20 protein-coding genes, 2 pseudogenes and 1 riboswitch are annotated in these 25,507 nt (G+C 69.2%); of the genes and pseudogenes, 13 read left to right on the top strand and 9 right to left on the bottom strand.

Annotated elements, in window-relative coordinates; translation table 11 throughout:
- Nucleotides 1–68 precede the first annotated feature (68 nt).
- On the bottom strand, nt 69–659 hold the full coding sequence (locus ACGFIK_RS24765) for an ECF transporter S component (RefSeq protein WP_327024535.1): 591 nt from the start codon (nt 657–659) through the stop codon (nt 69–71).
- A gap of 69 nt (nt 660–728) precedes the next feature.
- Nucleotides 729–834: riboswitch (TPP riboswitch) on the bottom strand.
- A gap of 276 nt (nt 835–1,110) precedes the next feature.
- Between ACGFIK_RS24765 and ACGFIK_RS24760 the strand changes: the two genes are divergently transcribed.
- The 4 genes from ACGFIK_RS24760 (at nt 1,111) to ACGFIK_RS24745 (ending at nt 4,285) form a co-directional block, all read left to right on the top strand.
- A complete protein-coding gene (locus ACGFIK_RS24760; protein ID WP_327027008.1) occupies nt 1,111–2,100 on the top strand; it encodes a permease in 990 nt (329 codons plus the stop codon).
- Complete coding sequence (locus ACGFIK_RS24755) at nt 2,097–2,813, top strand: TIGR03943 family putative permease subunit (protein WP_357531634.1); 717 nt, start codon at nt 2,097–2,099, stop codon at nt 2,811–2,813. The genes ACGFIK_RS24760 and ACGFIK_RS24755 overlap by 4 nt, the downstream gene beginning before the upstream one ends.
- Nucleotides 2,814–2,839: 26 nt before the next feature.
- Nucleotides 2,840–3,670, top strand: a complete 831-nt coding sequence (locus ACGFIK_RS24750; protein ID WP_327024537.1) for an alpha/beta hydrolase — start codon at nt 2,840–2,842, stop codon at nt 3,668–3,670.
- Nucleotides 3,671–3,784: 114 nt separating this feature from the next.
- Nucleotides 3,785–4,285, top strand: coding sequence for a DUF6328 family protein (locus tag ACGFIK_RS24745; protein WP_327024538.1), 501 nt, complete (start codon nt 3,785–3,787; stop codon nt 4,283–4,285).
- Between the two features lie 56 nt (nt 4,286–4,341).
- Here ACGFIK_RS24745 and ACGFIK_RS24740 read toward each other — a convergent pair whose 3' ends face one another.
- The 7 genes from ACGFIK_RS24740 to ACGFIK_RS24710 form a co-directional block, all read right to left on the bottom strand.
- Complete coding sequence (locus ACGFIK_RS24740) at nt 4,342–4,980, bottom strand: hypothetical protein (RefSeq protein WP_327024539.1); 639 nt, start codon at nt 4,978–4,980, stop codon at nt 4,342–4,344.
- Nucleotides 4,981–5,019: 39 nt separating this feature from the next.
- Nucleotides 5,020–5,418: a Fur family transcriptional regulator gene (locus ACGFIK_RS24735; RefSeq protein ID WP_393341547.1), complete on the bottom strand. Its 399-nt coding sequence runs from the start codon at nt 5,416–5,418 to the stop codon at nt 5,020–5,022.
- Nucleotides 5,415–5,714 carry a metalloregulator ArsR/SmtB family transcription factor gene (locus ACGFIK_RS24730; RefSeq protein ID WP_327024541.1) on the bottom strand — a complete coding sequence of 100 codons (300 nt, stop codon included), beginning with the start codon at nt 5,712–5,714 and terminating at the stop codon, nt 5,415–5,417. Before ACGFIK_RS24730 ends, ACGFIK_RS24735 begins: the two co-directional genes overlap by 4 nt.
- A 37-nt stretch (nt 5,715–5,751) precedes the next feature.
- Entirely contained in the window at nt 5,752–6,621 is an 870-nt protein-coding gene (locus ACGFIK_RS24725; protein ID WP_327027009.1) for a metal ABC transporter permease, read from the bottom strand.
- Nucleotides 6,618–7,382 carry an ABC transporter ATP-binding protein gene (locus ACGFIK_RS24720; RefSeq protein WP_327024542.1) on the bottom strand — a complete coding sequence of 255 codons (765 nt, stop codon included), beginning with the start codon at nt 7,380–7,382 and terminating at the stop codon, nt 6,618–6,620. The genes ACGFIK_RS24725 and ACGFIK_RS24720 overlap by 4 nt, the downstream gene beginning before the upstream one ends.
- Nucleotides 7,379–8,338 (bottom strand): metal ABC transporter substrate-binding protein, encoded by a 960-nt coding sequence (locus ACGFIK_RS24715; RefSeq protein ID WP_393341544.1) that lies wholly within the window; start codon nt 8,336–8,338, stop codon nt 7,379–7,381. Before ACGFIK_RS24715 ends, ACGFIK_RS24720 begins: the two co-directional genes overlap by 4 nt.
- Before the next feature lie 67 nt (nt 8,339–8,405).
- Nucleotides 8,406–8,663 carry a hypothetical protein gene (locus ACGFIK_RS24710; RefSeq protein WP_327024544.1) on the bottom strand — a complete coding sequence of 86 codons (258 nt, stop codon included), beginning with the start codon at nt 8,661–8,663 and terminating at the stop codon, nt 8,406–8,408.
- Nucleotides 8,664–8,692: 29 nt separating this feature from the next.
- On the opposite strand from ACGFIK_RS24710, the gene ACGFIK_RS24705 reads away from it, so the two are divergent.
- The 3 genes from ACGFIK_RS24705 (at nt 8,693) to ACGFIK_RS24695 (ending at nt 11,157) form a co-directional block, all read left to right on the top strand.
- A complete protein-coding gene (locus ACGFIK_RS24705; protein WP_327024545.1) occupies nt 8,693–9,034 on the top strand; it encodes an antibiotic biosynthesis monooxygenase in 342 nt (113 codons plus the stop codon).
- Between the two features lie 184 nt (nt 9,035–9,218).
- Complete coding sequence (locus ACGFIK_RS24700; RefSeq protein ID WP_327027011.1) at nt 9,219–9,665, top strand: hypothetical protein; 447 nt, start codon at nt 9,219–9,221, stop codon at nt 9,663–9,665.
- A gap of 112 nt (nt 9,666–9,777) precedes the next feature.
- On the top strand, nt 9,778–11,157 hold the full coding sequence (locus ACGFIK_RS24695) for a glycine--tRNA ligase (protein ID WP_393341540.1): 1,380 nt from the start codon (nt 9,778–9,780) through the stop codon (nt 11,155–11,157).
- 62 nt (nt 11,158–11,219) lie between these two features.
- Here the strand turns inward: ACGFIK_RS24695 and ACGFIK_RS24690 are convergent, their stop codons facing one another.
- Nucleotides 11,220–12,191, bottom strand: a complete 972-nt coding sequence (locus tag ACGFIK_RS24690; RefSeq protein WP_327024547.1) for a hypothetical protein — start codon at nt 12,189–12,191, stop codon at nt 11,220–11,222.
- Between the two features lie 184 nt (nt 12,192–12,375).
- Between ACGFIK_RS24690 and dusB the strand changes: the two genes are divergently transcribed.
- From dusB to ACGFIK_RS24660, 6 genes and pseudogenes are all read left to right on the top strand, one after another.
- On the top strand, nt 12,376–13,542 hold the full coding sequence (gene dusB / locus ACGFIK_RS24685) for a tRNA dihydrouridine synthase DusB (RefSeq protein ID WP_327027012.1): 1,167 nt from the start codon (nt 12,376–12,378) through the stop codon (nt 13,540–13,542).
- A 491-nt stretch (nt 13,543–14,033) separates the two neighbouring features.
- On the top strand, nt 14,034–17,891 hold the full coding sequence (locus ACGFIK_RS24680) for a LamG domain-containing protein (protein WP_327024548.1): 3,858 nt from the start codon (nt 14,034–14,036) through the stop codon (nt 17,889–17,891).
- Between the two features lie 137 nt (nt 17,892–18,028).
- Nucleotides 18,029–24,121, top strand: a complete 6,093-nt coding sequence (locus tag ACGFIK_RS24675) for an RHS repeat-associated core domain-containing protein (RefSeq protein ID WP_327024549.1) — start codon at nt 18,029–18,031, stop codon at nt 24,119–24,121.
- A 34-nt stretch (nt 24,122–24,155) separates the two neighbouring features.
- Nucleotides 24,156–24,437, top strand: a complete 282-nt coding sequence (locus tag ACGFIK_RS24670) for a hypothetical protein (RefSeq protein ID WP_327024550.1) — start codon at nt 24,156–24,158, stop codon at nt 24,435–24,437.
- A 111-nt stretch (nt 24,438–24,548) separates the two neighbouring features.
- Nucleotides 24,549–24,692, top strand: a pseudogene (locus tag ACGFIK_RS24665) (tRNA dihydrouridine synthase DusB); the annotation flags it as partial.
- Between the two features lie 171 nt (nt 24,693–24,863).
- A pseudogene (locus ACGFIK_RS24660) lies at nt 24,864–25,406 on the top strand (helix-turn-helix domain-containing protein); the annotation flags it as partial.
- Between the last annotated feature and the right edge of the window lie 101 nt (nt 25,407–25,507).

Here is a 25,507-nt window from a genome sequence, read left to right as displayed (position 1 = left end):
GAAGTTTGCGTCTGGAATCGCGGCTCGCCAGACGCAAACCTCTTGATCAACAGGAGTGAAGGGTGGTGTTAGACGAGGGGGCGGTTGCGGCCGGCGGGGAAGCGGTCCAGGACGCCGGTGCCGGCGAGCGCCTTGGTGAGGGCGTAGCCGCCGGCGCCGGCTACCACGGTGGCGCTGACCACGGTGAGCAGCGCGTACGGGATCCGGTAGCTGCCCAGCTCGTACGCGGTGTTCCAGACGAAGAAGTCGAACAGGGCGGCACCCAGACCGGTCAGCGCGCCGGCCAGCAGTGCGGTCGGCAGCCGGAAGGAGCGGTACCGGAAGGCGGCGAAGGCGAGTTCCGCACCGAGACCCTGGATCAGACCCTGGACGATGGTGACACCGCCCCACTCCGAGCCCAGCAGTGCGGAGACCGTAGCCGCGACCGCCTCGCAGAACAGCGCGGCACCCGGCTTACGGATCACCAGCCCGCCGAGCACCGCCGGGACCAGCCAGACCCCGTACATGATGGCCTGGCTGGCCGGGAAGAAGGCGAAGGCGGGGTCCGCGACCCGCCAGACCGCGCCCCAGGCCCAGAAGATCACGCCGAAGGCGACCGCGATCACTGCGGCCACGACGATGTCGATGGTGCGCCACCGGTTGGTGGTCGGTTGGCTCATGATTGCTCCCAGTCCAGTGTCGAACCAGGTAAGACGCACGCCGCGCCCGACGGCACCGGGCCGTGGCGGGCAGGAGGTGGACCGAACTCCCTGCGCTGGCATTACCCAGATCAGGTACGGAGGGTCTGCGGGCGAACCCGCACTCTCAGCGCTGTGCGCTCCCCTGTCGGAGGTGAAGTTGTCTCGCCGACGCTAACACCTTTAAAGATCAACAGGCAACGTGATCTAGCAGGTCGGGCCGGGTGCGGCCCGGTCGAGGTCGCCAAGGGGGTACGCCCACCCGGCGGATCCCCCCGTTTGGCCGACATCCATCGACCTCACCGTCCCCGGCCGGTACTCTCAGCCCGCCGAACCATCGGGGTGAAGAGACGGCAGGGTGAGCACAGACACGAATCAAGCCGTACCGGTCGACGAACCGCAGAACGGTCCGACCGGCACCGCCACCGACCCCGTGCCTCAGCCGGGCAGTGGGGTGCTGCGGCGATGGGTCGGTGACCGGGTCGGCTCCGTGGAGGTGCTGGCCGGGCTGCTGATCCTGCTGGTCATCTTCCGTGATCCGCTGGCCGGGGCGTTGGACGATCCGCGCCTGCAGACCTGGACCACCGTGTTCGTCTCGATCATGGTGCAGGCGGTGCCCTTTCTGGTCTTCGGAGTGCTGCTCTCGGCCGTGATCGCGGTCTTCGTACCCCGGTCGTTCTGGGCCCGGGCGCTGCCCCGACACCCGGCCCTGGCGGTACCGGCGGCCAGCGCGGCCGGGGTGGTGCTGCCCGGCTGCGAGTGCGGCTCCGTACCGATCGCCGGTTCCCTGATCCGCCGGGGGGTCACCCCGGCCGCCGCCCTGGCCTTCCTGCTGGCCGCACCGGCGGTCAACCCGATCGTGCTGACCGCCACCGCGGTCGCCTTCCCGAACAACCCCGAGATGGTCCTCGCCCGAGGCCTGGCCAGCCTCGTGGTGGCCATGGTGATGGGCTGGCTGTGGCTGCGACTGGGTCGCACCGAGTGGATCAGGATGCCGCGCCGACCGGAGCTGGAGGACCCCCGCCGGGGTCGGGCCTTCTGGGCCGCCGTCCGGCACGACGTCACCCAGGCCGGTGGCTTCCTGGTGCTCGGTGCGATGGCCGCCGCCAGCATCAACGTCCTGGTGCCGGAACGATGGTTGCAGACCCTCGCCGACAACCCCTGGCTGTCCGTCCTGGTGCTGGCGATTCTCGCCGTACTGTTGTCGCTCTGCTCCGAGGCGGACGCCTTCGTGGCGGCCTCGCTGTCCCAGTTCTCCCTGACCTCCCGACTGGTCTTCCTGGTGGTGGGGCCGATGGTCGACCTCAAGCTGATCTCGATGCAGGCCGGTGTCTTCGGGCGCCGATTCGCCTTCCGGTTCGCCCCGGCCACCTTCGCGGTGGCCCTGCTGGTCGCCGCCGGGGTCGGGGTGGTGCTGCTGTGAACCGGCAGGCCCAGGGGGTGCTCCTGCTGCTGTTCGGCGGGGCGGTGCTGCGGGCCAGCCTCACCGACCTCTACCTGCGCTATGTCAAGGAAGGGCTGCGACCCTTCCTGATCGCCGCCGGCCTGCTGCTGGTGGTCGCCGCGATCATGACCCTGTGGTACGAGCTGCGCCCGGCCGCCGATGATCCCGCCGTGGAGCATGACGGGCACCCCCACCACGAACCCCGGGTGGGTTGGCTGCTCATCCTGCCGGTGCTCGGCCTGCTGCTGGTGGCCCCACCAGCTCTGGGCTCGTACGCGGCCAGCCAGTCCGGCACCGCCCTGAACGCCCCGCGACAGTCGGACTACCCGCCCCTGCCCGACGCCGACCCGGCACCGGTCAGCGTCCTGGACTACGCGGCGCGGGCCCTGTTCGACCGGGGCGCCTCGATCGGCGACCGGCGGGTGCAGTTGACCGGCTTCCTCACCACCGGCGGGGACGGCCGACCGATTCTGGCCCGCATGGTGCTGTCCTGCTGCGCGGCCGACGGGCGGCCGGTCAAGCTCGGGCTCACCGGCGAGGTGCCGGTCGGGTTGCCGGACGACACCTGGGTGGAGGTGGTCGGCCGGTACAGCGACCGGATCGGTCGTGACCCGGTCAACGACGCCGAGATCCCGTACCTCCAGGTCGAGTCCTGGCGGCGGATACCCACCCCCAAGCAGCAGTACGACTGAGCGCCGACCTCGGTAGGCTGCCGTTCATGCACATCGACGCCCGAGGTCTGCGGTTCGACGTCGTCGCCGGTGGCCCGCAGGACGGTGCACCGGTGCTGCTGCTGCACGGTTTCCCGCAGCACGCGGGCGAGTGGAACGACGTGACGACGACCCTGCACGTGGCCGCTCTGCGCACCTACGCGGTCAACCAGCGCGGCTACTCCCCGGGTGCCCGCCCGACCTCCGTGGAGGCGTACCGGCTGGCGGAGTTGGTAGCCGACGCGGCCGCCATCCTGGACGCCCTCGGTGTCGACTCCGCCCATGTGGTGGGGCACGACTGGGGTGCCGTGGTCGCCTGGGCGCTGGCCGCCGGGCATCCGGAGCGGGTCCGCACCCTGACCGCCGTCTCCGTGCCCCATCCGGCCGCCATGGCGTACGCCCTCGCCGAGGACTCGCAGCAGAAGGCGCGCTCGGCGTACATGATGCTGTTCCGTCGGCCCGGGGTGGCCGAGAAGACCCTGCTTGCCCTGAAGGCCCGAGGGCTGCGCGGGATGCTGCGCGGGGTCGGGGATCCGGCGCGGGTGTCCACGTACGCCGAACCGATGCGCGAACCCGGCGCCCTGACCGCCGCCCTGAACTGGTACCGGGCGATGTCCCAGGCGGACCTGGCGGCGATCGGCCCGGTGACCGTGCCGACCACCTTCGTGTGGAGCGACCGGGACGTGGCGATCGGGCGTACCGCCGCCGAGGCCTGCGCTAGCCACGTACGTGGGGACTACCGGTTCGTGGAACTGGCCGGGGTCAGCCACTGGATTCCGGACCAGGTACCGACCCGACTGGCCGAGGCCATCGTGACCCGGGTCCGTTCCGTCGCCTGAGTACGGCGGGCGGTTGCTGTCGGAGGCGGTTTCGGAACGAGGGCGGTGGGGCAATCAGCGTTGCCGCCGTCGCCGAATCGCGCCGACGGCGTGCCGTACCCCCGGAGGTCAGCGGTGTCCAAGGAAACCGAGAAGCAGCGATGGCAGCGCAACTTCGCCGACCTGTTGCAGGAGTTGCGGGTAGCACAGACCGGCGTACAGATCCTCTTCGCCTTCCTGTTGACCCTGCCGTTCAGCAACGGCTTCGACGACACCACCCCGTTCCAGCGGGACGTCTACATCGTCGCCCTGCTCGCGGCGGCCGGCGCCACCGCGATGATCATCTCGCCGGTGGCGTTCCACCGGGCACTGTTCCGCCAGGGACGTAAGCCGGATCTGGTCCGGTTCGCCCACCGGATGGCCTCCGGTGGCCTGGCCCTGATGCTGATCGCGATGGTCAGCTCGGTCCTGCTGATCACGGACTTCGTGCTGGCCCGGCCGATCGCCTTCCTGCTCAGCGCGGTCACCGGCCTCTGGTTCCTCACCTTCTGGCTGATCCTGCCGTTCTCCCGCCGCAACTGGGGCGACGACGACATCGACGACGACGAAGACCCCAGCGGCCTGTCCAACGACTGACCCCGCCCCTGTTGATCAAGAGGTTTGCGGCAGGATCCGCGCCGCAAACCTCTTGATCAACGCGGGCGGGTGGGGGAGGAGGTCGGTGGGGTGGTGGGGGTGCGCAGGCCGAGGTGGCGTAGTTCCAGGGCGGCCAGGGCGGTGATGGTCTGCTCGTCGCCGTGCCGCCACGCCTGCGCCACGTCGGGGTCGATGCGGGTGAGTCGGCGGATCGGCTGGGTGGACAGGGCGCGCAGCGCGAGCAGGTCCCGCCCGGCGGGTGCGGTGGCCAGTGCCGCCGCCGAGCCGGCCCGACGCATCCAGCGCACCCGCAGCGGCAGCCACCCGAACACCACCAGCCCGAGCGGTACGATCGCCATCCCGACGGACAGCGCCAGAGCCAGTTGATCGACGAGTTCCTGCTGGTCCTGCCCGGCCTCGGCGAGGGACCGGGCCGCCTCGGCCGCCCGCTCGAAGGGCGCGGTCAACTCGTCGCCCACCAGCGGCACCCGGCCGACCTTCCCACCGGCCTCGGCCAGGTTGTCGGCCAGCCCACCGCCGGCCCCTTCCAGCTTCTGTCCCGGTACGGCCAGCCGCTGCACCAGATCGTGCAACCACAGAACCCCACGAATCGTCACGTACACCCAGGCGACGACGAGCAGATCGGTGAGCAACTGTCGCAGCGCCACCGGAAAGCGATCGGCATAAATCTTCACGCCGCCCACCCTGCCACGCTCACCCCACCGGGAGGAGGGTCAGGGGGTGCAGGTGGGGCAGGTGCCGAAGATCTCCAGGGTGTGGCTGACGTCGGTGAAGCCGTGCTGGGCGGCGACCTTGTCGGCCCAGGTCTCCACGGTGGGGCCGGCGACCTCGACCGTACGACCACAAGCCCGGCAGACCAGGTGGTGGTGGTGTCCCTCGCTGCACCTGCGGTAGAGGTGCTCGCCGCCCGGCGGGCGCATCACGTCGATCTCGCCTGCGTCGGCCATGCTCTGCAGGGTCCGGTAGACCGTGGTCAGGCCGACCCGTTCGCCGCGCTCGCGCAGCATCGCGTGCAGGTCCTGGGCACTGTGGAAGCCTTCCACCTCGCCCAGCAGGGCGTTGACAGCCGAGCGTTGCCGGGTGTTACGGACCGCCGTACCACCGTCGCTCATGATCCCTCCCCGGCATGGCTCACCGCGTCGGCCACGATGTGTGCCACATGCTCGTCGACCAGGCTGTACGCGATCTCCCGGCCGCGCCGGGAGCCGCGCACCACACCGGCGCCGCGCAGCACCCGCAGGTGCTGGGAGACCAGTGGCTGGGTGACGCCCAGGGTGTCGACCAACTCGTGCACGCAGCGCTCGCCCCCGGCCAGTTGGCTGACGATGGCCAGCCGGATCGGCGCGGAGAGGGCACGCAGCAGCTCACTGGCGCCCTCGTACGCGTCGTACCCGGATCCGCTGCTCACCCCGCAACGATAACCAGTGTCAGGAAGCCCGGGTTGGTCAGGATCGGTCGAGCACCACCTCGTGTGGCTCCGGTGCGGGCTCCGGCGCGGGCCGGGTCCGACGGATCCGGCGCCAGGCGGCGGCGAGCAGGGTGACCACCACGAAGGAGACGATCGCGAGCACCACCACGGAGGCGCCCGGGGCGGTGTCGGCCACCGCCGCCAGCCAGATGCCGGCCCCGGCGGCGAACAGCCCGAGGGCCATCGCCGCGGTCATGGTGGTGCGGAAACCTCGGGTGACCTGCTGGGCGGTGGCCACCGGCACCACCATCAGCGCACTGATCAGCAGGACCCCGACCGCCCGCATCGCGATCGTCACGGTGATCGCGGTGGTGACCGCCAGCAGCAGGTTCAGGGCCCGCACCGGCAGGCCGGAGACCCGGGCGTACTCCTCGTCCTGGCAGACCGCGAACAACGCCGGACGCAGGGCGATCATCGTGATCAGCACCGCCAGGCCGAGCGCCGCGATGGTGGCCAGGTCACCGCGAGATGTGGTGGTGAGGGCCCCGAACAGGTACGCGTTGAGGTTCGCGCTGGTGCTGTCGGACAGCCCCACCAGGACCACGCCACCGGCGATGCCGCCGTAGAAGAGCAGGGCCAGGGCCAGGTCCCCGGAGGTACGGCCCCGCTCCCGGATCAGCTCGATGGCCACCGCACCGATGACGGCAGCGATCACCGCCATGATCACCGGGGAGGTGCCGAAGAGCAGGCCGGCGCCGACACCGGTCAGGGCCACATGCCCGATGCCGTCCCCGATCAGGGCCAGCCGCCGCTGCACCAGGTAGATGCCGAGCGCCGGCGCGGCCACGCCGATCACCAGCGCCCCGATCAGGGCGTTCTGCATGTACTCGTACTGGAAGAGGTTCAATTCGTGCCCCACAACCCGGCGGGTTCCTCGGGACAGTGCGGATGCACGTGGTCGTGGTCGGGCGCCGCGTGGTGCCCGGCCGGTTCCGGCACCGCGCCGTCGTGCGCGATCAGACCCTGGTGTACGACGACCGCCCGGCTGATCAGGGGCTGGAGGGGGCCCAGTTCGTGGGCCACCAGCAGTACGGTGCCGCCGCCGTCGACGAAGGCGCGCAGCGCCTCGGCGAACGCCTCCTGACTGGCGGCGTCCACCCCGGCGGTGGGCTCGTCGAGCACCAGCAGTTCCGGCCGACCGGCCAGGGCGCGGGCGATCAGGGTGCGCTGCTGCTGTCCGCCGGAGAGGGTGGACACCGGGTCCTTCGCCCGGTCGGCGAGCCCGACGGCCCGCAGCGCCTCGGCCACGGCCTCCCGGTCGGCGCGCCCCGGCGGGCGCAGCACCCCCCGGCGGGCCAGCCGGCCGGAGGCGACCACCTCGCCCACCGTGGCCGGTACGCCACTGCCCGCGCCGAGCCGCTGCGGGACGTACCCGATGCGGTGCCACTGGCGGAACCGGCGGGCCGGCTCCCCGAAGAGGGTGACCGAGCCGGAGCTGAGCGGGACCAGCCCGAGCACGGCGCGGATCAGGGTGGACTTGCCGGAGCCGTTGGCGCCGAGGATCGCGACCACCTCACCGGCGGCCACGGTCAGCGAGACGTCCCGCAGCACGGGGCGGCCCTCGTAGCCGACCACCCCGCGCGTCAGAGTGATGACTTCGGTCGTCACGAGCAGCTCAACGCCGTCCGTAGGGTCTGCAGGTTGGTACGCATCACCGAAAGGTAGTCCTGTCCGCCGCCCTCGGCGGACAGACCCTCCAGGGGGTCCAGCACGGCGGTCTGCGCCCCCACCTCCCGGGCGATGGTCTCGGCGACCTTAGGGCTCACCAGGGTCTCGAAGAAGATCGTGGTGGCGCCGTGCTCGCGTGCCTCCTCGGTGACCGTGGCCAGCCGCTGCGGGGAGGGCTCGTCCTCGGGGGAGAGGCCGGTGATGCCGATCTGCTCCAACTGGTAGCGCTGGGCCAGGTACCCGAACGCGGTGTGGCTGACCACGATCTCCCGGCGCTGGCAGGTCTTCAGCCCCTCGGTGAACTCGGTGTCCAGCTTCTCCAACTCGGTGCGCAGGGCGCCCGCCCGCTGGGTGTACTCGTCGGCGTGGTCCGGGTCGACCGCGCCGAGCCGCTCGGCCAGCTTGTCGCCGATGGTGGCCAGCCGGGTCGGGTCGAGCCAGACGTGGGGGTCCTTCGCCCCGTCGGACTTCTCATCGGAGTGGTCGTGGTCATCACCATGGTCGTGGTCGTGGCCACCGGCGGTGGCGTCCAGCAGTGGCTCCACCTCGGCCACGTCGAAGGCGTGGTCGCCGCCGTGCTGCTCGATCGCCTCGTCCACGGCCGGCTGGAAGCCGTGCAGGAAGACGATCAGCTCCGCGTCGATGATCTGGCCGACCTGCCGCGGGTTCAGCTCCAGGTCGTGGGGCTCGGCGCCCGGGCGGGCCAGGTTGGTCACCGCCACGGCGTTCCCGCCGATCCGCTCGGCCAGGAACTGCAAGGGGTAGAAGCCGGCCACCACGTCAACCCGCTCCGGGTCGTTGCCGGCCGCCTCGTCGCCGGTGCAGCCGGTGACGAGGGTCAGGGCGAGCGCGGCAGTGGCCGCGGCCAGCGCCCGGGAGGCGGTGCGGAAGGTCATGCAACGACTGTCCGCGACAATGACAATGATTGTCAAAAACGCATAGTTGCATGTCAGGGCAGGTTGATCAGAGTAGTTTCACCAGGCCGACGGTGACCAACAGGGTCAACATCAACAGTCGGATCACCCGGGTGGCTGGCGTCTGCACCGGCCAGGTCGTCACCAGCAGGGCGGCCACCGCAGCGGCCAGCAGCAGGGTGAACAGCCCGCCCAGCGGGCCCGGGGTGAAGAACGCGACAAGCACCAGGAGCAGGGTGACCAGGAACACCGTCGTCGGGTTGGCCCGGGCCAGGCGGGCGGCGATCTGGCGCTGCGTACGCTGCATCCCACAGACTTTACGAGGAGGAGTGCCCGGTGCTGGTGACCAACCGGTTCGTGGTCGAGGACGACGGTGCCCAGGAATTCACCGAACGGGCCCACGCCGCCCTCGCGGCGCTCGCCGCCCGCCCCGGCTACCTGCGCGGGCAACTGGTCCGGGCCCTGGACGACCCGCGACACTGGTGCCTGCTCACCGAATGGGAGTCGGTCGGCACCTACCGGCGGGCGCTCGGTGGCTTCGAGGTCAAGGTCACCGCGATACCGCTGCTCGCCGAGAGCATCGACGAGCCGTCCGCCTACGAGACGTTGGCCAGCGCCGCCCCGGACGGGGAGGTCGTGGTGGTCGCCAGCGATCGGGCCGCGGGTCCTTACCGCTGAGCTGTCGGGCACTACGCTGGCTCCCATGACCGTTCCCGGACCGGCGGCCCCACCACCCCACCCCCCGCTGCCCGGCCAGCAGAGTCCGTCCGGCCAGCAGAATCCCTGGCCCCCCGGCCACGGTGGCTTCCCCCCGCCCGGTGCGGCCGACCCCGGGCCCCCGGCCCCGCCGACCGGCCCCGGAGTGGCCCCGCCGTTCGCGGCTCCGCCGACCGAGGGGGGTCGCTCCCGACTCTGGCTCGGCCTCGGTGCCGGGGCGTTGGCCCTGGTGCTCTGCTGCGGTGGTGGCGGTGCCGCCGCGGTCGGTCTGCTGATCAGCGGGGTGCAGGCGGTCGAGGAGCAGGGCCGTACGGTCTCCGGCGACTACTACCGGGCCCTGGCCGACGGCGAGTACGGCCAGGCGTACGACCAGCTCTGCGACGCGGTCAAGCGGCGCGAGTCCCGGCAGGAGTTCGAACGCCGCGCCGCCGCCGAGCCCCAGATCGTCTCCTATCAGGTCGGCAGCGTGGACACCACCACCCTGACCGTGCCGGTGGACGTCACCTTCGCCGGGGGTGGCCAGGAGCGCCAGCAGGTCATCCTGGCCCAGGACCAGCAGACCGGAGGCATGGAGGTCTGCGGAGTCAACTGACCCGGCGCAGGTAATGTGCTGAGTTCGGGACAGCGGTGGTCGTACCGTTGTCCTGAACTGTGCCCTTCATCCCATCGGTCCCCGCCGACCGCCAGTCGGCGTAGGAGGAAACATGCCAGCCGACCGTATCGACGCCATCGTCAGCCTCGCCAAGCGCCGAGGCTTCGTCTTCCCCTCCAGCGAGATCTACGGAGGCACCCGATCGGCGTGGGACTACGGTCCGCTCGGCGTGGAACTCAAGGAGAACGTCCGCCGCCAGTGGTGGAAGACCATGGTCCAGCAGCGTGACGACGTCGTCGGGCTGGACTCCGCGGTCATCCTGGCCCGGGACGTGTGGGCGGCCTCCGGCCACCTCGACGCCTTCGTCGACCCGCTGACCGAGTGCCAGTCCTGCCACAAGCGGTTCCGGGCCGATCACCTGGAAGAGGCGTACCAGGAGAAGCACGGCAAGCCGCTGGCCTCCCTCACCGAGCTGAACTGCCCGAACTGCGGCAACAAGGGCACCTTCACCGAGCCCAAGATGTTCAACGGGCTGATGAAGACCTACCTGGGCCCGGTGGAGAGCGACGAAGGGCTGCACTACCTGCGCCCGGAGACCGCCCAGGGCATCTTCGTCAACTACAACAACGTGGCGAACGCGGCCCGGAAGAAGCCGCCGTTCGGCATCGCCCAGACCGGCAAGTCGTTCCGCAACGAGATCACCCCGGGCAACTTCATCTTCCGGACCCGCGAGTTCGAGCAGATGGAGATGGAGTTCTTCGTCGAGCCCGGCACCGACGAGCAGTGGCACGAGTACTGGCTCTCCGAGCGCTGGAACTGGTACGTCGACCTGGGCCTGTCCGAGGAGAACCTGCGCTTCTACGAGCACCCCAAGGAGAAGCTCTCCCACTACTCGAAGCGCACGGTCGACATCGAGTACCGGTTCCAGTTCGGCGGCAGCGAGTTCGCCGAGCTGGAGGGGGTCGCCAACCGCACCGACTTCGACCTCACCACGCACAGCAAGCACTCCGGGGTCGACCTGTCGTACTTCGACCAGACCAAGAGCGAGCGCTGGGTGCCGTACGTGATCGAGCCGGCCGCCGGCCTGACCCGCGCGGTGCTGGCCTTCCTGCTCGAGGCGTACGACGTCGACCAGGCGCCGAACGCCAAGGGCAAGATGGAGGAGCGCACGGTGATGCGCTTCGACCCGCGACTGGCCCCGATCAAGGTGGCCGTGCTGCCGCTGTCGCGCAACGAGGCCCTGTCGCCCAAGGCCAAGGACCTCGCCGCGCAGCTGCGCAAGCGTTGGGTGGTCGAGTTCGACGACTCGCAGGCCATCGGCCGCCGCTACCGCCGGCAGGACGAGATCGGCACCCCCTTCTGCGTCACGGTCGACTTCGACACCCTGGACGACAACGCGGTGACCATCCGCAACCGGGACACCATGGCCCAGGAGCGCATCGCCCTGGACCAGGTCGAGCGCTACCTGATCGACCACCTCCCGGGCTGCTGAGCTGTAAGGAGCTGTAAGGAAGGGCCCCTTCTTAACGCCTGGCGTAGAGGAGGGGCCCCTTCTTAACAAGACGCGGGCCGAGTGGGCTGGTCGAGGCGTACCCGGACGGTGGCACCGAAACCACGTCGGGAGTCGTACGCGTCCTCCACCGTGCGGCGCACCCGGCGCGGCTCGCGGCGGATCTGCGCCGGCGTGAAGTGCAGCACCAGGACCCCGAGCCGACTCAACTCGTTGTGCCGGTCGAGTGTGCGCGTCCAGTCAGCAGGTCGGAAGTGGTACTCCTGCGAGTCGACCTCCAGCGCCACCGCCGCGTCGGCCAGATAGCCGTCCGGTGTCGGCAGCAAGGCGCCGTTCAGGTCGAGCAGCCGGGGATTCCAGTGGATCTCGCTCAGCACACTGCTGTCGGCCAGACACTGGCGCAACTCCGCCTCGGGCGCGGACCGGATACCCGCCGTCACCTCCGCGAACGCCTTTCTGATCAGCGCCGTCCGGCTGCGCCGTGCCCGGGCAATCTCCTCGTCCAGGGTCGTGAGGTCGGCGTACCCTCGCTGCACGGCCTCGGCCACGATGGCCCGCACCGGACGGAGTTGCCGCAGGTCGCGCGCCGCGTCGACCACCGCGCGGGCCGGTGAGCACACCGCGTACAGCGGGGTGGTCCGGGCCCGAACGTCCAAGGCGAGAGTCCGCGAGATCACCGCGTATCCCGCCGAGGCGCGTCGGGCGTGATGCGGCACGATCAGGTGTACGTCGTCGCTGCGCGGGCTCTGTCGGAAGCCGTACCAGGTCAGTGCGGCCAGGCCGGTCAGCTGGGCCTGGGCACCGGCGTACAGCGCCGCCGAGATGCGCCGCTGCTCGTCCGTCAGGGTGCCGGTGACCAGGGCGTACGTCGCGGGCAGCACCCGTTGCCAGAGGGCCCGCCGGGTCTGCCGGTACAGGTACATGTCGTCGAAGCCGAAGCTCAGCAACTGGGTACGACTGACGATCTGCTGTTGCCGCTCGGCCAGCTCGGAGAACTCGGGTGGAGGGGTAGGCATGCCCGGAGCATCACCAGTCCGACCGCGCTTTGTCTCAGCCGAGCCGGGTAGCTGTGGACAGCCCCGCACCCTGTGGACGACGCCCCACCTGCGACCGGAATGTGGTATGCGTCGCGTTAACAGGGGGCCCTTCCTATGCAGGAGGCGTTAAGAAGGGGCCCTTCCTTACACTTGGGCGGTGACCATGCCGACGAGTGCTGCGCTGGGGCCGTTGACCATCGGGCGGCACCAGGTGTGGCCGCCGGTGGTGCTTGCCCCGATGGCGGGCATCACCAACGTCGGGTTCCGCCAGCTCTGCCGGGAGCAGGGCGGCGGCATCTACGTCTGCGAGATGATCACCACGGTCGCCCTGGTCGAGCGGAACCCGAAGACCCTGCGCATGATCGCCTTCGGGGCGGACGAGAGCCCCCGCAGCCTCCAGCTCTACGGCACCGACCCGGAGATCACCGCCGCCGCCGTGCGGATCGTGGTCGAGAAGGATCTCGCCGATCACATCGACCTCAACTTTGGCTGCCCGGTCCCGAAGGTCACCCGGCGCGGTGGGGGCGCGGCCCTGCCCTGGCGGCGTCGACTCTTCGCCCGCCTGGTCAAGGCCGCGGTGGGCGCCGCCGCCCCCGCCGGGGTGCCGGTCACGGTCAAGATGCGCAAGGGCATAGACGACGACCACCTGACGTACGTCGAGGCGGGGCTGGCCGCGCAGGACGCCGGGGTCGCCGCGGTCGCCCTGCACGGGCGTACGGCCGCACAGCGCTATTCGGGCACCGCCGACTGGGACGCGATCGCCACCCTCAAGCAGGCCCTCGACGTGCCGGTGCTCGGCAACGGCGACATCTGGGAGGCCGACGACGCGCTGCGGATGGTGGCCCACACCGGGGTCGACGGGGTGGTGATCGGACGGGGCTGCCTGGGCCGACCGTGGCTCTTCGCCGACCTGGAGGCCGCCTTCGCCGGACGTACCGAGCGGCGGCTGCCCAGCCTGGGCGAGGTGGCGCTGACCATGCGCCGGCACGCCGAGCTGCTGGTCGACCAGTTCACCGCCGGGGCCCGCAACCCGGCCCGGGGCGAGCGGGACGGCTGCACCGACTTCCGCAAGCACGTCGCCTGGTACCTCAAGGGCTTCCCGATCGGCAGCGAGCTGCGCCGCGCCCTGGCCATGATCGACAGCTTGGCCCAGCTCGACGATCTGCTCGGCAAGCTGGACCCGACCGTGCCGTTCCCGACGGAGACCCTGGGCCAGCCGCGCGGGCGTACCAACTCACCCGGCAAGGTCTTCCTGCCGGACGGCTGGCTGGTCAGCCGCGACGACGACACCGTCCCCGAGGGCGCCGAACTGGCCGACTCCGGCGGCTGAGGTCTGTCACGGAGCAGGACCGGGGTGAGGCCGACAGGCGACCCGTGTCACTTCCGCATCCCTGTTCCCGACGTATCACGAAATCTCATGGCGGGGGCCGAGGCATCCCACCGGATACCCGTCTTGACGGGAATTGAGCGATGCCGATCCCGAAATCTCGTCCGTTCGAAGAATACCGATAAACTGATTGGTCGTATCGGTGGGTGTCGCGTATTTCCGGGTCCACCGTCCATAGTGGCTGGAGTCGGACGAAAGCAATGGCCAGGCAAAATTCTTGACCTTCACTATGGTCTTGGCGTCACGACTTCTGTACTTTGTGGAACGTACTGTTGATCAAGCTGCTGTACGGGGGTGCGGCTTTGTTGTCATTCCTTCATGCCCGCGTTTTGTCCATTTTGGTCAGTTCGGCGTTAGCGGGCTCTCTCCTGGTGGTATTGCCGGCGACTCCTGCCTCGGCCGGTACTCCGGATCCGTGCGTCGACGCGGACACCTTGACGGCGTCCTCGGAACGTGCCGCCCAGGCCTTGGCGGCCTCCTGTGAAACCGAGGTCGAGGTCCTGGCGGCGGCGTCGGAGACGACGAAGGTGTTCGCGCAACCGTCTGGTGACTTCGCCTTCGAATCCTGGGTCGAGCCGCAGTGGGTCGAGCAGGACGGTGCCTGGGCGGAGATCGACACCACCTTGGAGGCGGGAGCGGACGGCCTGATTCGTCCGGTCGCCTCCACGGCCGAGGTGGTCTTCTCAGCCGGTGGCACCGGTCCCTTCGCCACGATGACCGGCGCGGGCGCGACCTTCTCGCTGGGCTGGCCGGACGCCCTGCCACCGGGCGTGATCACCGACGACACGATCACGTACCCGAACGTGTATCCGGACGTCGATCTGGTGGTCAGGGCCGAGCGGGGTGGCTTCTCGCACCTGCTCGTGGTGAAGAGCGCCGCCGCCGCCGCGAATCCGCTGGTGCGGGAGACCCCCTATGTGGTGGGTGGCTCGGCCGAGGTGGCGGTCGTGGACGGGTCGGTGACCATCTCCGGCCCCGACGGTGTGCTGGCAGGGTCGCCACCGGCGGTGGCGTGGGACTCACCCGAGACCGTTACGCGGTCGGCCGGGTTCCTCGCTTCCCACGAGTCGATCGAGGCTGCCCCCTCCACCGTTCGGGGACCGGCCGACTCCGCCCTGGTCACCCCGGTCGAGGTTCGGCTGGAAGGCGACTCGTTGACGGTCGCCGCCGACCCTGAGGTGCTGGAGGCCGGGAGCTTCCCGATCTTCATCGACCCGACGTACGACAAGAAATGGTCCCGATGGGCGCCGGTGAACGACTCGCGACCGGACACCCAATGGACCTCGGGGACCGCCTGGCCGCGTGAGACGGCCCGGGTGGGGTCGAACTACGACAGTCACGGCGACATCTGGCGGGCACACTTCTACTTCGATACGACGGTGTTGGCCGGTAAGCGCCTGGTCGGCACGACAAGTGTCGACGCGTACCTGGTGCACACCGGGTGGTGCGCGGGCGAGTCGATCGGCATCTGGCAGACGAACTCGATCGCGAGCAACACCCCCACCTGGAACGGAATGAAGAACAAGTGGCTGCACGACGGGCCGTTGCAGACCAGGCTGGGCAAGGCCAACGCGTCCTGCGGCCAGGATCCCGACTGGCTGAGTTTCAATGGATCCAAGATCGGCCATCACGTCCAGCGGCACGCGAACGCGGGCTATGACTCGATCACCTTCGGGTTGCGAATGGGATCCGAGAGCGGAGGTCGGTGGGCCAAGTTCAACCCTAACCACGTCAAGTTGAAGGCCACCTACGAACACAAGCCGACCTCGCCGGTGGCCGTACGGACCTCGCCCGGTGGCAACTGTGCCGCCTCGCCCGGCCCCTGGATCACCAACCGGACTCCGACCTTGTTCGGCAAGGCCAAGGACGGCGACGGAACCGTACGGGTGCAGTTCGACCTGAACGGGCCCACCAGTCCGGCTGTCCATCTCTCCGCCTGGACCAAGTCCGACAGCGAACGAGCCTGGCCCACCCCGACCCTCACCGAGGGCAACTACAACTGGCGTGTTCGGGGCACCGACATGGAGGACGGCACCGATTGGACGGGCTGGTGCTACTTCCGGTTGGACCACACCCCACCGACGGCACCCGTGGTGGCCCGGATGTCCGACAGCCCGGTCGTCGGTGAGCCGGTGACGCTCAAACTGACCTCGTCGGACGCCCGTTCGGGGTTGCGGCGGTTCGCGTACGGCATCGGGGTCGACGCCCAGCAGCATTTCGTGAACTCCACCGGTACGACGACGATCACGTTCACGCCGGAGAGCGGTCGTACCCACGTGTACGTGTGGGCTCAGGACAACGCCGGCAACTACTCGGCGCGTACCGAGTTCAACTTCTACAGCGGCCGCAGCACCGAGGCCCAGCTCCAGGGTGCCTGGCGGTTCAACGGTGACGCAATCGACGACTCCGGCCAAAGCGGACACCTCGAACTCGGCAGCGGAATCGGCTACGGTCCCGACCGTGCCGGCAGCCCCGATTCCGCGCTGACCTTCGACGGTACGGACTGCGCGCAGACCTCTCCGGTGATCCGGACCGACTCGGACTACACCGTGGCTGCGTGGGCCAAGCTGACCTCGACCAGCGGCAACCGGGCCGTCGTCGCGCAGGCGGGCTCCGCCGCGTCCGCGTTCGTCCTGGGTCACGACGCCGCAACCAACAGGTGGCAGGTGTCGTTGGCCGGTGCGGACAGCGCGAACTCGGGGTCTGTGGTGGCCTCCGCGCCGGCCGCCGCGGTGGGCCAGTGGCAGCACCTGGCCGCCACGGTCGACCCGTTGGCCAAGGTCGTCCGCCTCTACGTCGGTGGGGTGCTTGCGTCGCAGGCCACCATCGATGGTCAGTTGTGGCACGCCGAGGGTCGGCTGCTCATCGGATGCGCCGGCAGCCAGTCGTCGTCGTGGCACCACATGACCGGCTCGATCGATCAGGTCGGGATCTGGCAGGGGCTGCTCTCCGACGCGCAGATCGGTCAGGCGGCCACCGAGCTTCCCGCCGGTGAGATCGGCAACTGGCCGTTGCACGGCGACGGAACCGAGACCACCGAGCGTTCCACGGCTCTGGTCCTTCCGCAGCCGGCATCCTGGGCGGAGGACCAGTACGGCCGGTTGCGCTCGGCGGCGCAGTTCACCGGCACCCAGTGCGCCCGGACCGAAGAGCAGGTCGTGCGTACCCACGAGTCGTTCTCAATCGCGGCGTGGGTGAAGCTGGACAGTGTCGGCACCGGCAGCCAGACGATCATCGGACAGGACGGCGATCGGGTCAGTGGGTGGTTCCTCGGCGCCCGGTACCTCAGCGGAGCGCCCTACTGGGCGCTGATGATGAAGCCGACGGATGACGAATACTCGCTGTCCCACATCGTTCGCTCGTCTTCGTCGGCCGATGCAGGCACGTGGACTCATCTGGTGGGTGTCTACAACGCCACCGACAATCGCCTCAGCCTGTACGTCAACGGCACCCTGGCCGCCTCGGCGGTCGGCACCGGTACCCCGTGGCGAGCCGAGGGGCCGCTGACCGTGGGGTGTGCCCGCCATGCAGGCGTGGATGCCGACCACGTCAACGGGGCGGTCTCCGCGGTGCGGGCCTGGCAGGGCGCGCTGACCGCCGACGAGGTGAAGACGGTGTACGGCGGCAACCCGGCGGTGAAGCTGGAGGGGATGTGGCCCCTGGAGGGCCCGGCCAGCGACATGCCGACCCACCTGCAGGACATGTCTGGCAACGGCCGTGACCTGTCGGTCCCCGGTCCGTACAGCTGGGGACGGGACCGGGCCTTCGGCCAGGACGGTGCTCTGCTGCTGTCCGACCACTCCTGTGCCGAGGCGCCCGGCCCGGCGGTCCGCACCGATGCCTCCTTCACCGTGGCGGCCTGGGTGTTCCTGGAGCAGACCACCGGCCATCACACCGTCGTGGGGCAGGCCGCCGGTCAGCGGGGCGGCTTCGACCTCAAGTACCTCCCCGACACCGATCGCTGGCAGTTCGAGTTGTCGTCGGCGGAAGGCGACGACTTCGTGTGGCACAAGGTCATGTCGACGGATCCCCCGCTGCTCGACGAGTGGACCCACCTGGCGGGTGTGTTCGACGTCGCGGCCGGCAAGGTACGCCTCTACGTCAACGGTGCGTTGCAGGGTGAGGCCGACGGTCCGACGACGCCGTGGATGGCCAACGGACCTACCCTGATCGGCTGTTCCGGAGCCACCAACGGAGACCGGTGGTCCCCGCTGCAAGGACTGGTGGATGACGTCCGGATCTGGACCTCCACCCTCGCCCCGGAGCGGATCGCCAACCTGGCCGAAGGCTGACGGTCACGGGGCGCGGCTGCCGGCCGCGCCCCGCCCAGCCTGCTCTCTCTCGACTTTCCTCCACCCCTTCTCAGTGCAAGGAAGGCGACATGTCGCAGTTACGCTACGTAAAGAGAAGTGCACGTAAAGCAACAATCGTGGTCACTGCCGCGGCGTTGGTGGCGTCGACCCTCGCAGTGACCCCGCCAGTGCAGGCGGCCGAGGTGCCCTCGGGCGACCGCAAGGTGCAGCAGACCCGACCGGAGCCTGCGCGGCGGGTACCGGTCGATCGGTCTCCGTTGCCGGACGACGGTGGCAGGTGGGCCGGACCGGAGCACGCGACCTGGCCGGCTGCCGGCCGTGCCACCCTCGTGATCGCTGATTCCCCGACGGAGCGGTTGCGCGACGGTGGCTGGCCGTCCGGACGGGGGGTCCAGAGGGTCGCCGGTGGTCTGCCGGTGACGGCTTCGGCCATCGCCGGCCGGCGTGCCCCCGACCAGACGCGGGTGCAGGTGCTGGCCGAGGAGCATTCCCGGCGGCTCGGGGTCAGCGGCCCGGTGGTGGTCGTCGAGGGCGGCACCGGAGCGGTCGAGACCACCTTCAGCTATGCCGGCATACGGCAGCTCTACGGCGCGGGTTGGGGTGAGCGACTGACCCTCAAGCGGCTGCCGGCGTGTGCGGCGACCACCCCGCAGCGGTCGCAGTGTCAGGCGGTCGAGCCCGTCGCGGCGACCAACGACCCGGTAGCGCGTACGGTGTCGACACAGGTCAGCCTCACCGGGGCGGAGCCGGTCGTGTTCGCTCTGATCGGCGAGGAGGCATCCGAGGACGGCGACTACAAGGCGACCGACCTGCAGGCGTCGGGTTCCTGGACGGCGGGCAGTGGGTCCGGTGGGTTCTCCTACTCGAACCCGGTGCGGCTTCCTCCGGCGGAGGGTCCACTGCCCGAGGTGTCGTTGAACTACTCCTCGCAGGCCGTCGACGGGCGGATGGCCGGGGCCAACAACCAGGCCTCATGGGTCGGTGACGGCTGGGACTACGCGCCCGGGTTCATCGAACGGACCTACGCCACCTGCGCCGACGACCGAAACGCGGTCGACGGCCAGGATCCCAACAACAAGGACAAGAAGACCTACGACCACTGCTGGAGCGGTGACTCGCCGAACGTCACCGTCTCGCTCAACGGCACCAACACCTCCCTGATCAAGGACGACGACACGGGCGTCTGGCGGGCCCAGAACGACGCCAACTGGCGGATCCAGTTACAGGGCAACGCGGCGACGACGGGCAACGCCACGACCGAGCGGTGGACGATCACCACCCCGGACGGCAACAGGTACTTCTTCGCCGTCGAGGCTGCCTCGGCCAACTCCCGCTGGACGAAGCCGGTCTTCGGCAACCACTCGGGCGAGAAGTGCCACGCCTCCACCTTCAAGGACTCGGCCTGCAAGCAGGCCTGGCGGTGGCTGTTGGACAAGGCGGTGGACGTACACGGCAACACCGTCCGCTACTACTACCAGAGCGAGACCGGGCACTACGGTGCGGCGGGCGACAAGGACAACCGGCAGTCCTTCCATCGGGGCGGTCACCTGACGCGGATCGAGTACGGCCTGCACGCCGACCACCCGAGTGTCGCCGCCACCGGCCGGGTGCTGTTCACCGTCGCCGACCGGTGCCTGGCGACCGAATGTCACGAGGACGGCAAGCCGGTGCGGGCCAACTGGCCGGACGTCCCCTGGGACAAGGACTGCGCCACGGCGCCCTGTACCGACAAGCTCGCCCCGGTCTTCTTCAACACCAAGCGACTGACCAAGATCACTACCCAGGTGCGCAGCGGTAGCACCTTCTCCAACGTCGAGTCGTGGACTCTGGCCCACGAGTTCAAGGCGCCGAGGACCGCCGGCTCGGCATCGTTGTGGCTGAAGGAGATCGTGCACGCCGGACACGTCGGCGGCACTGCCACCGAGCCGCCGGTCCGATTCACCGGGGTGGAGTTGGCCAACCGGGCGAACGTGCTGGCCGGGGCCCCGATCTTCTCCCGCTGGCGGATCCAGAACATCCGCACCGAGTCCGGCGCGGACCTGCACGTCACCTACTCGGAGACCGACTGCGACCTCAACGATCTGCCATCCTCGCCGCAGAGCAACTCGCGGCTCTGCTACCCCGTGTACTGGACCCCGGACGGCTACACCGAACCCCAGCTCGACTGGTTCCACAAGTACGTCGTCACGGAGATCTCCGAGATCGACCGCACCGCCGACCAGCCGGCCATCGTCACCCGCTACGTGTACTCCACGGGTGGCAGCAGCACCAACGTGTTGTGGGCCTACGACGACAACGAGTTCACCAAGAAGAAGCACCGCACCTACGGGCAGTGGCGCGGTTACTCCCAGGTGGTCACCAAGGTCGGTGAGCCGGACCAGGGGGTGCCCCTGACCACCCGCGAGCGGTTCTACCGCGGGCTGCACGACCAGCCGCTGCCGGGCGGTGGCCGGAGCAGTGTGCAGGGCTCCGACTCCGAGAACAACACCTTCACCGACCACCGGGCGTTGGCCGGGTTCCCGCTGGAGAAGGCGACTCTCGACGGGACGACGGTGGTCCAGGCAGTCACCACCCAGTACTGGACCCAGCAGACCGCCGCGCGTAGCCATGCCGGAGGCACCGATCGGGCGTACCTGAGCGGACCCTCGGTGCGCAAGAGCCGCAAGCTTCTCGCGCCGAACGTGTGGGCGCGGACCGAGACCCGGACCACCTACAACGGGGACGGCCTGGCAACCTCGGTGTCCGACCTGGGGGACACGTCGAAGCCTGGCGACGAGACCTGCACCCGCACCACGTACGTCACGAACACCGGCGAGTGGATTCGGCAGGCCGTGTCCCGGGTGGAAACCGTCGCCAAGGCCTGCGGTGACCCTGTTTCGCGTCCGGCTGACGTGGTCTCCGACGTCCGGACGTTCCACGACGGCTCGAACACCCACGGCGCCGCCCCGACGAAGGGACTGGTGACCCGCCAGGACACCCTCGACACCTGGACCGGCGGCCCGGTCTACACCACCACCGCCCGTACCAGCTACGACGCACTGGGCCGCGTCACGAGCGCCACGGATGCCCGGGGCGAGACCACCACCACCGCGTACACCCCGGCGGGCCCGGGACCGGTGACCCAGATGGTCACCACCAACCCGCTGGGCCACCAGACGACCGTCACCCGGCAACCCGCCTGGGCGGAGCCGATCGCCCTGGTGGACGCCAACAACAAGCGCACCGACCTGGAACATGACCCGCTCGGCCGGCTGATCAAGGTGTGGCTGCCCGGCCGGCCGAAGGCGACCCGGACGCCGAACCTGGAGTTCAGCTACCTGGTCCGCAACAACGGTCCGCTGGCCGTCACCAGCAAGCGGCTCGGGCCCAACGGCAACTACCTCACCGAGGTCGGGCTCTTCGACTCCCTGTACCGGCAGGTGCAGACGCAGAAGGACGCCCTCGGCGGCCAGCGCCTGATCTCCTCGACCGGCTACAACGACCGGGGTCTGGAGGCTTACCGGGCGGGACCGGCATACATCACCGGTGCGCCGGACACCGGGGTGTGGCAACTGAACCCCGGCGCGGACCGGGCCCGGACCGTGCTCAGCTACGACGGGGTCGGCCGGGTGGTCAGCGAAGCCCTCTGGTCGGCCGACAGCCAACTCTGGGCCACTATCACCAGTTACGGCGGTGACCCGGACGGCTGGCGGGTCGCGGTCACCCCACCGCAGGGTGGCACCGCCACCATCACCCTCAGTGACGTGCACGGCCAGACCACGGAGTTGCGGCAGTTCCACGGGCCGACCCCGACCGGGGGGTACGACACCACCAGGTACACGTACACCCCGCGCGGCGACCTGTCGACCGTTGTCGGCCCGACCGGCAAGACCTGGAGCTACGAGTACGATCTGCGTGGCCGGAAGGTGACCACCACCGACCCGGACAAGGGCACCACCACCTTGTCCTACAACAACGCCGGTGACGTCATCGCCAGCACGAATGCCCTCGACGAGGTGGTCACCGTCGAGCATGACGCCCTGGGGCGGCCGTCGCGGCGCTTCGCCGACGGGGAACTCATCGCGCAGTGGACCTATGACACGCTCGCCAAGGGGCACCTGTCGACGCAGGTGTCGATCGTCGACGGCTTCTCGTTCAGCCGCCAGATCTCGTTCTACAACAACGCGTACCAGATCATGGAAGAGTCGTCCGTGATCCCGGCAATGCCCGGTCTGGAGGGGGTCGCCGGGACCTACACCTCGACCTCCACCTATCGGGTGGACGGCTCGTTGGAGCGGATGAAACTGCCGAGGGTCGGTGGGCTGGAGTCGGAGATCGTCAACCACACCTACGACGATCTCGGCAATGTGACGCGAGTCGTCGGCACGATGTCCTCCTCCGGGACCAACACCGTCTATGTCGACGCCACCACCCAGTCACCCTTCGGTGAGTTGCTCCAACGCAAACTCGGTGTCGAGGATCAGCCGCAGGCGTATCAGAGTTACACCTACGACGATGTGACCCGACGGCTGACCGGTTTCTATTTCGACCGCGACGCCACCATCCCCAACGTCGCCGCCGTGCAGTATGAGTACGACCCGGCCGGCAACGTGTTGTCGATGGCCAACCGGCCGCAGGACGACGACGACAACCCACGGCCCGCCGCCAGCGATGTGCAGTGTTTCCAGTACGACCATCTGCGTCGGCTCACCCAGGCATGGAGTCAGGCCACGGCGACCTGCGCCGCCACGCCGCAGGCCTCGATCGTCGGTGGGGTGGCTCCGTACTGGATGTCGTACGCCTTCGACAGGGCCGGTGCCCGCACCTCGGTGACCGACCACCGCAGCGGTCTGACGTCGAACTACGGCTACGCCGACGCGGACAGCCCGCAGCCGTACGCGGTCCGCACGGTCACCGGTGGTGGTCGAAGCGCTCAGTACGACTGGGACGCGAGCGGCAACCTGACCCACCGTAGTGTCGACGGGGTCGACGAGACCCTGGAGTGGAATCCGCAGGGCAAGCTGACGGAGATCACCGGACCCGCTGGGACCACCCGGATGGTCTACGACGTCGACGGCAACCGCATCGCCCGGCTCGACCCGAACGGTCAGGCGACGGTCTTCCTGGGCGGGCACGAGTTGACTGTCGTGGGGCAGAGCACGACGGCGACCCGGTACTACTCGCACCGCGGCGACGTCATCGCCTCCCGTACGGCATCGAGTGGCACCGCCGTCCAGGATGTGATCTGGCTCGGCGCCGACCGGCACGGCACGGTGCTCTGGACGGTCAACTCGGTCACCCGGGTGGACACGATCAAGTACCTGGACCCGTACGGCAACCCGAGGTCCGGCGGGAGCAACGGCACCTGGCCCTCCGGCCAGCGCGGCTTCGTCGGAGGCATCGCGGACCCGAACGGCCTGTCGTTGCTGGGGGCCCGGTTCTACGACACCTTCCTCGGTGCCTTCATCTCCGTCGACCCGCTCATGGATCTGGCGGATCCGCAACAGACCCAGGGATACTCGTACGCCAACAACAACCCGATGACCTTCACCGACCCGGACGGACTCATTCCGATGGCCACCGGATCGACCCAGGAGGAGTTGCAGCACCAGAAGAAGACCGGCAAGCGGCTCACCCAGAACCCGGTAACGAATAAGTGGACGTTCGTGGCCGTCCCGAAGCCCGTTTACCAACCCAGTGCGTACTCTCGGTACACGCCGCGGCAGATTGCCAACATGAAGGGCGAAGGCGGGGTACCTCAGCCCGCACCGGCACCGGCGCCGTCACCGCAGCCCGGCTGGTCACCTTTCTACACCCATTCTGTCTGTGGCATTTTGTGCGTCGGGCTGACCTCAACCCCGGAGGGAGTGTTTTTCGAAGTCGGCGGACTGGGCTGGGGTGGGTACAGTTACACCGGCGGGGCCACCTCAGTCCCCCCTTCTTACATGAAGGACAACGGCTACGCTCAGGTGTGTGGTGCAGTGTTGTTGGGCGGCTGTTACCAGACCGGTCAGCGGATTGACGGGGGAAACTGGCATGGCGGCGCTATCACGGCTGGTACCGGAAAGGCATTCTTCCTGGGAATGATGGGTTCCTGGAAGATTACGGACACCAACTTCACGAATATCGAACCCGAGGAGGCGTTCCGTAACGCGATGGTGGGTGGCGCTGGAGGCGGGCCGGCGTCGAACATCTTTACCCGTAGCGCGATCTCTGTCTTTTGGCGGTAGGATTCGCTGATGGTTTTCGAGGCTAGGTGGAAAAGTGCCGGAAGGTAACCGTTTGAGGGATTCGCTTCCGTCCGGTGCGAGGCGGAAGCCGCTCTATCGTCTGACGGTATGGTGGCTCCGTCTGCTCCCGATCGCGCTCGTGCTGTCCATGGCTTTCCTGGTGGACGGCGGCTGGGTGGTGATGTTGGTGTTCATATCAGCGGGGCTGCTGATTACCCTGCCGATGCGTTACATCGCGTACGCCGAATGGGAAATCAAGCAATCGGATTTCGACGAACTGGCACTACGCGACGCCATCAACCCCCGATTCTGGTGAGGCCCGGTGCCCGCGCTGCCCTCGTGCAGCGCGGGCACCCCGCCCTCGCCTGTCCGCTCTAGTTGATCAAGAAGTTTGTGTCGCCGAGCGGTGGTACGTATGTCGGGTTCCGCGCCGTTCCCGACCGAGACCCTGGGCCAGCCGCGCGGGCGTACCAACTCACCCGGCAAGGTCTTCCTGCCCGACGGCTGGCTGGCCAGCCGCGACGACGACACCGTCCCCGAGGGCGCCGAACTGGCCGACTCCGGCGGCTGAGCGCAGACCGGCGGCCTTCGGGCATTACCTGGCAGGTAATCGACTCCGCGCGGGTGCTACGGCACGCTGGCGTTGACGCCCGAGGACGAGGAACCTGATGAATCCTGCCCGACCCCTGTGTCGATCGAGCCTGCGCCCGTCCGTGCTGGACGCGGTACCGCCGGAGCTGCCGTGACCGCCACCGTGCCGGCGCTCTCGGTCGGCCCGGCGCTGCGCCGGTGGCGGGAGGTGCGGCGGTTGAGTCAACTGGAGTTGGCCGCGCGGGCCGACATCTCCACCCGCCATCTGAGCTTCGTCGAGACGGGCCGGTCGCGGCCGAGCGGGGAGATGGTGCTTCGCCTCGCCGAACACCTCGACCTGCCGCTACGCGAACGCAATCGGCTGATGTTGGCGGCGGGCTACGCCCCGGCGTACCCGCAGAGCGCGCTGACCGCCCCCCGGATGGCGCCGGCCCGCGCCGCCGTCCGGCAGGTGTTGGCCGGCCACGAGCCCTACCCGGCGGTGGTGGTCGACTGCGGTTGGCAGATGGTGGACGCCAACCAGAGCCTGACCATCTTCACCGATCTGGTCGCGCCCGACCTGCTGGCGCCTCCGGTGAATGTGCTGCGGGTGAGCCTGCATCCGGACGGCCTCGCCCCGCACATAGTGAACCTCGGCGCGTGGCGTGCGCATCTGCTGGCTCGGCTGGCTCGGCAGGTCGAACTGACCGGTGACGCGGGGCCCCTGTCTGTCAGGCTGAGATGAGGCAGCCTTCCCGGTGCGGCTAGGCTTGCCGGGAGACAGGAAGAGGATCATCGTGACATTACCCAGTACGC

This window comes from Micromonospora sp. NPDC048871, from assembly GCF_043198155.1.
Taxonomy (GTDB): Bacteria; Actinomycetota; Actinomycetes; order Mycobacteriales; family Micromonosporaceae; genus Micromonospora.
The sequence above is the reverse complement of the archived record's forward strand: the minus strand, read 5'-3'. Positions and strand labels throughout refer to the sequence as shown.

Excerpts from the sequence above, each read along its gene's own strand:
- dusB (WP_327027012.1), top strand. The coding sequence starts at position 12,376 with ATGCCGACGAGTGCTGCGCTGGGGCCGTTGACCATCGGGCGGCACCAG.
- ACGFIK_RS24695 (WP_393341540.1), top strand. The coding sequence starts at position 9,778 with ATGCCAGCCGACCGTATCGACGCCATCGTCAGCCTCGCCAAGCGCCGA.
- ACGFIK_RS24765 (WP_327024535.1), bottom strand. The coding sequence starts at position 659 with ATGAGCCAACCGACCACCAACCGGTGGCGCACCATCGACATCGTCGTG.
- ACGFIK_RS24690 (WP_327024547.1), bottom strand. The coding sequence starts at position 12,191 with ATGCCTACCCCTCCACCCGAGTTCTCCGAGCTGGCCGAGCGGCAACAG.
- ACGFIK_RS24710 (WP_327024544.1), bottom strand. The coding sequence starts at position 8,663 with ATGCAGCGTACGCAGCGCCAGATCGCCGCCCGCCTGGCCCGGGCCAAC.
- ACGFIK_RS24715 (WP_393341544.1), bottom strand. The coding sequence starts at position 8,338 with ATGACCTTCCGCACCGCCTCCCGGGCGCTGGCCGCGGCCACTGCCGCG.
- ACGFIK_RS24750 (WP_327024537.1), top strand. The coding sequence starts at position 2,840 with ATGCACATCGACGCCCGAGGTCTGCGGTTCGACGTCGTCGCCGGTGGC.
- ACGFIK_RS24735 (WP_393341547.1), bottom strand. The coding sequence starts at position 5,418 with ATGAGCGACGGTGGTACGGCGGTCCGTAACACCCGGCAACGCTCGGCT.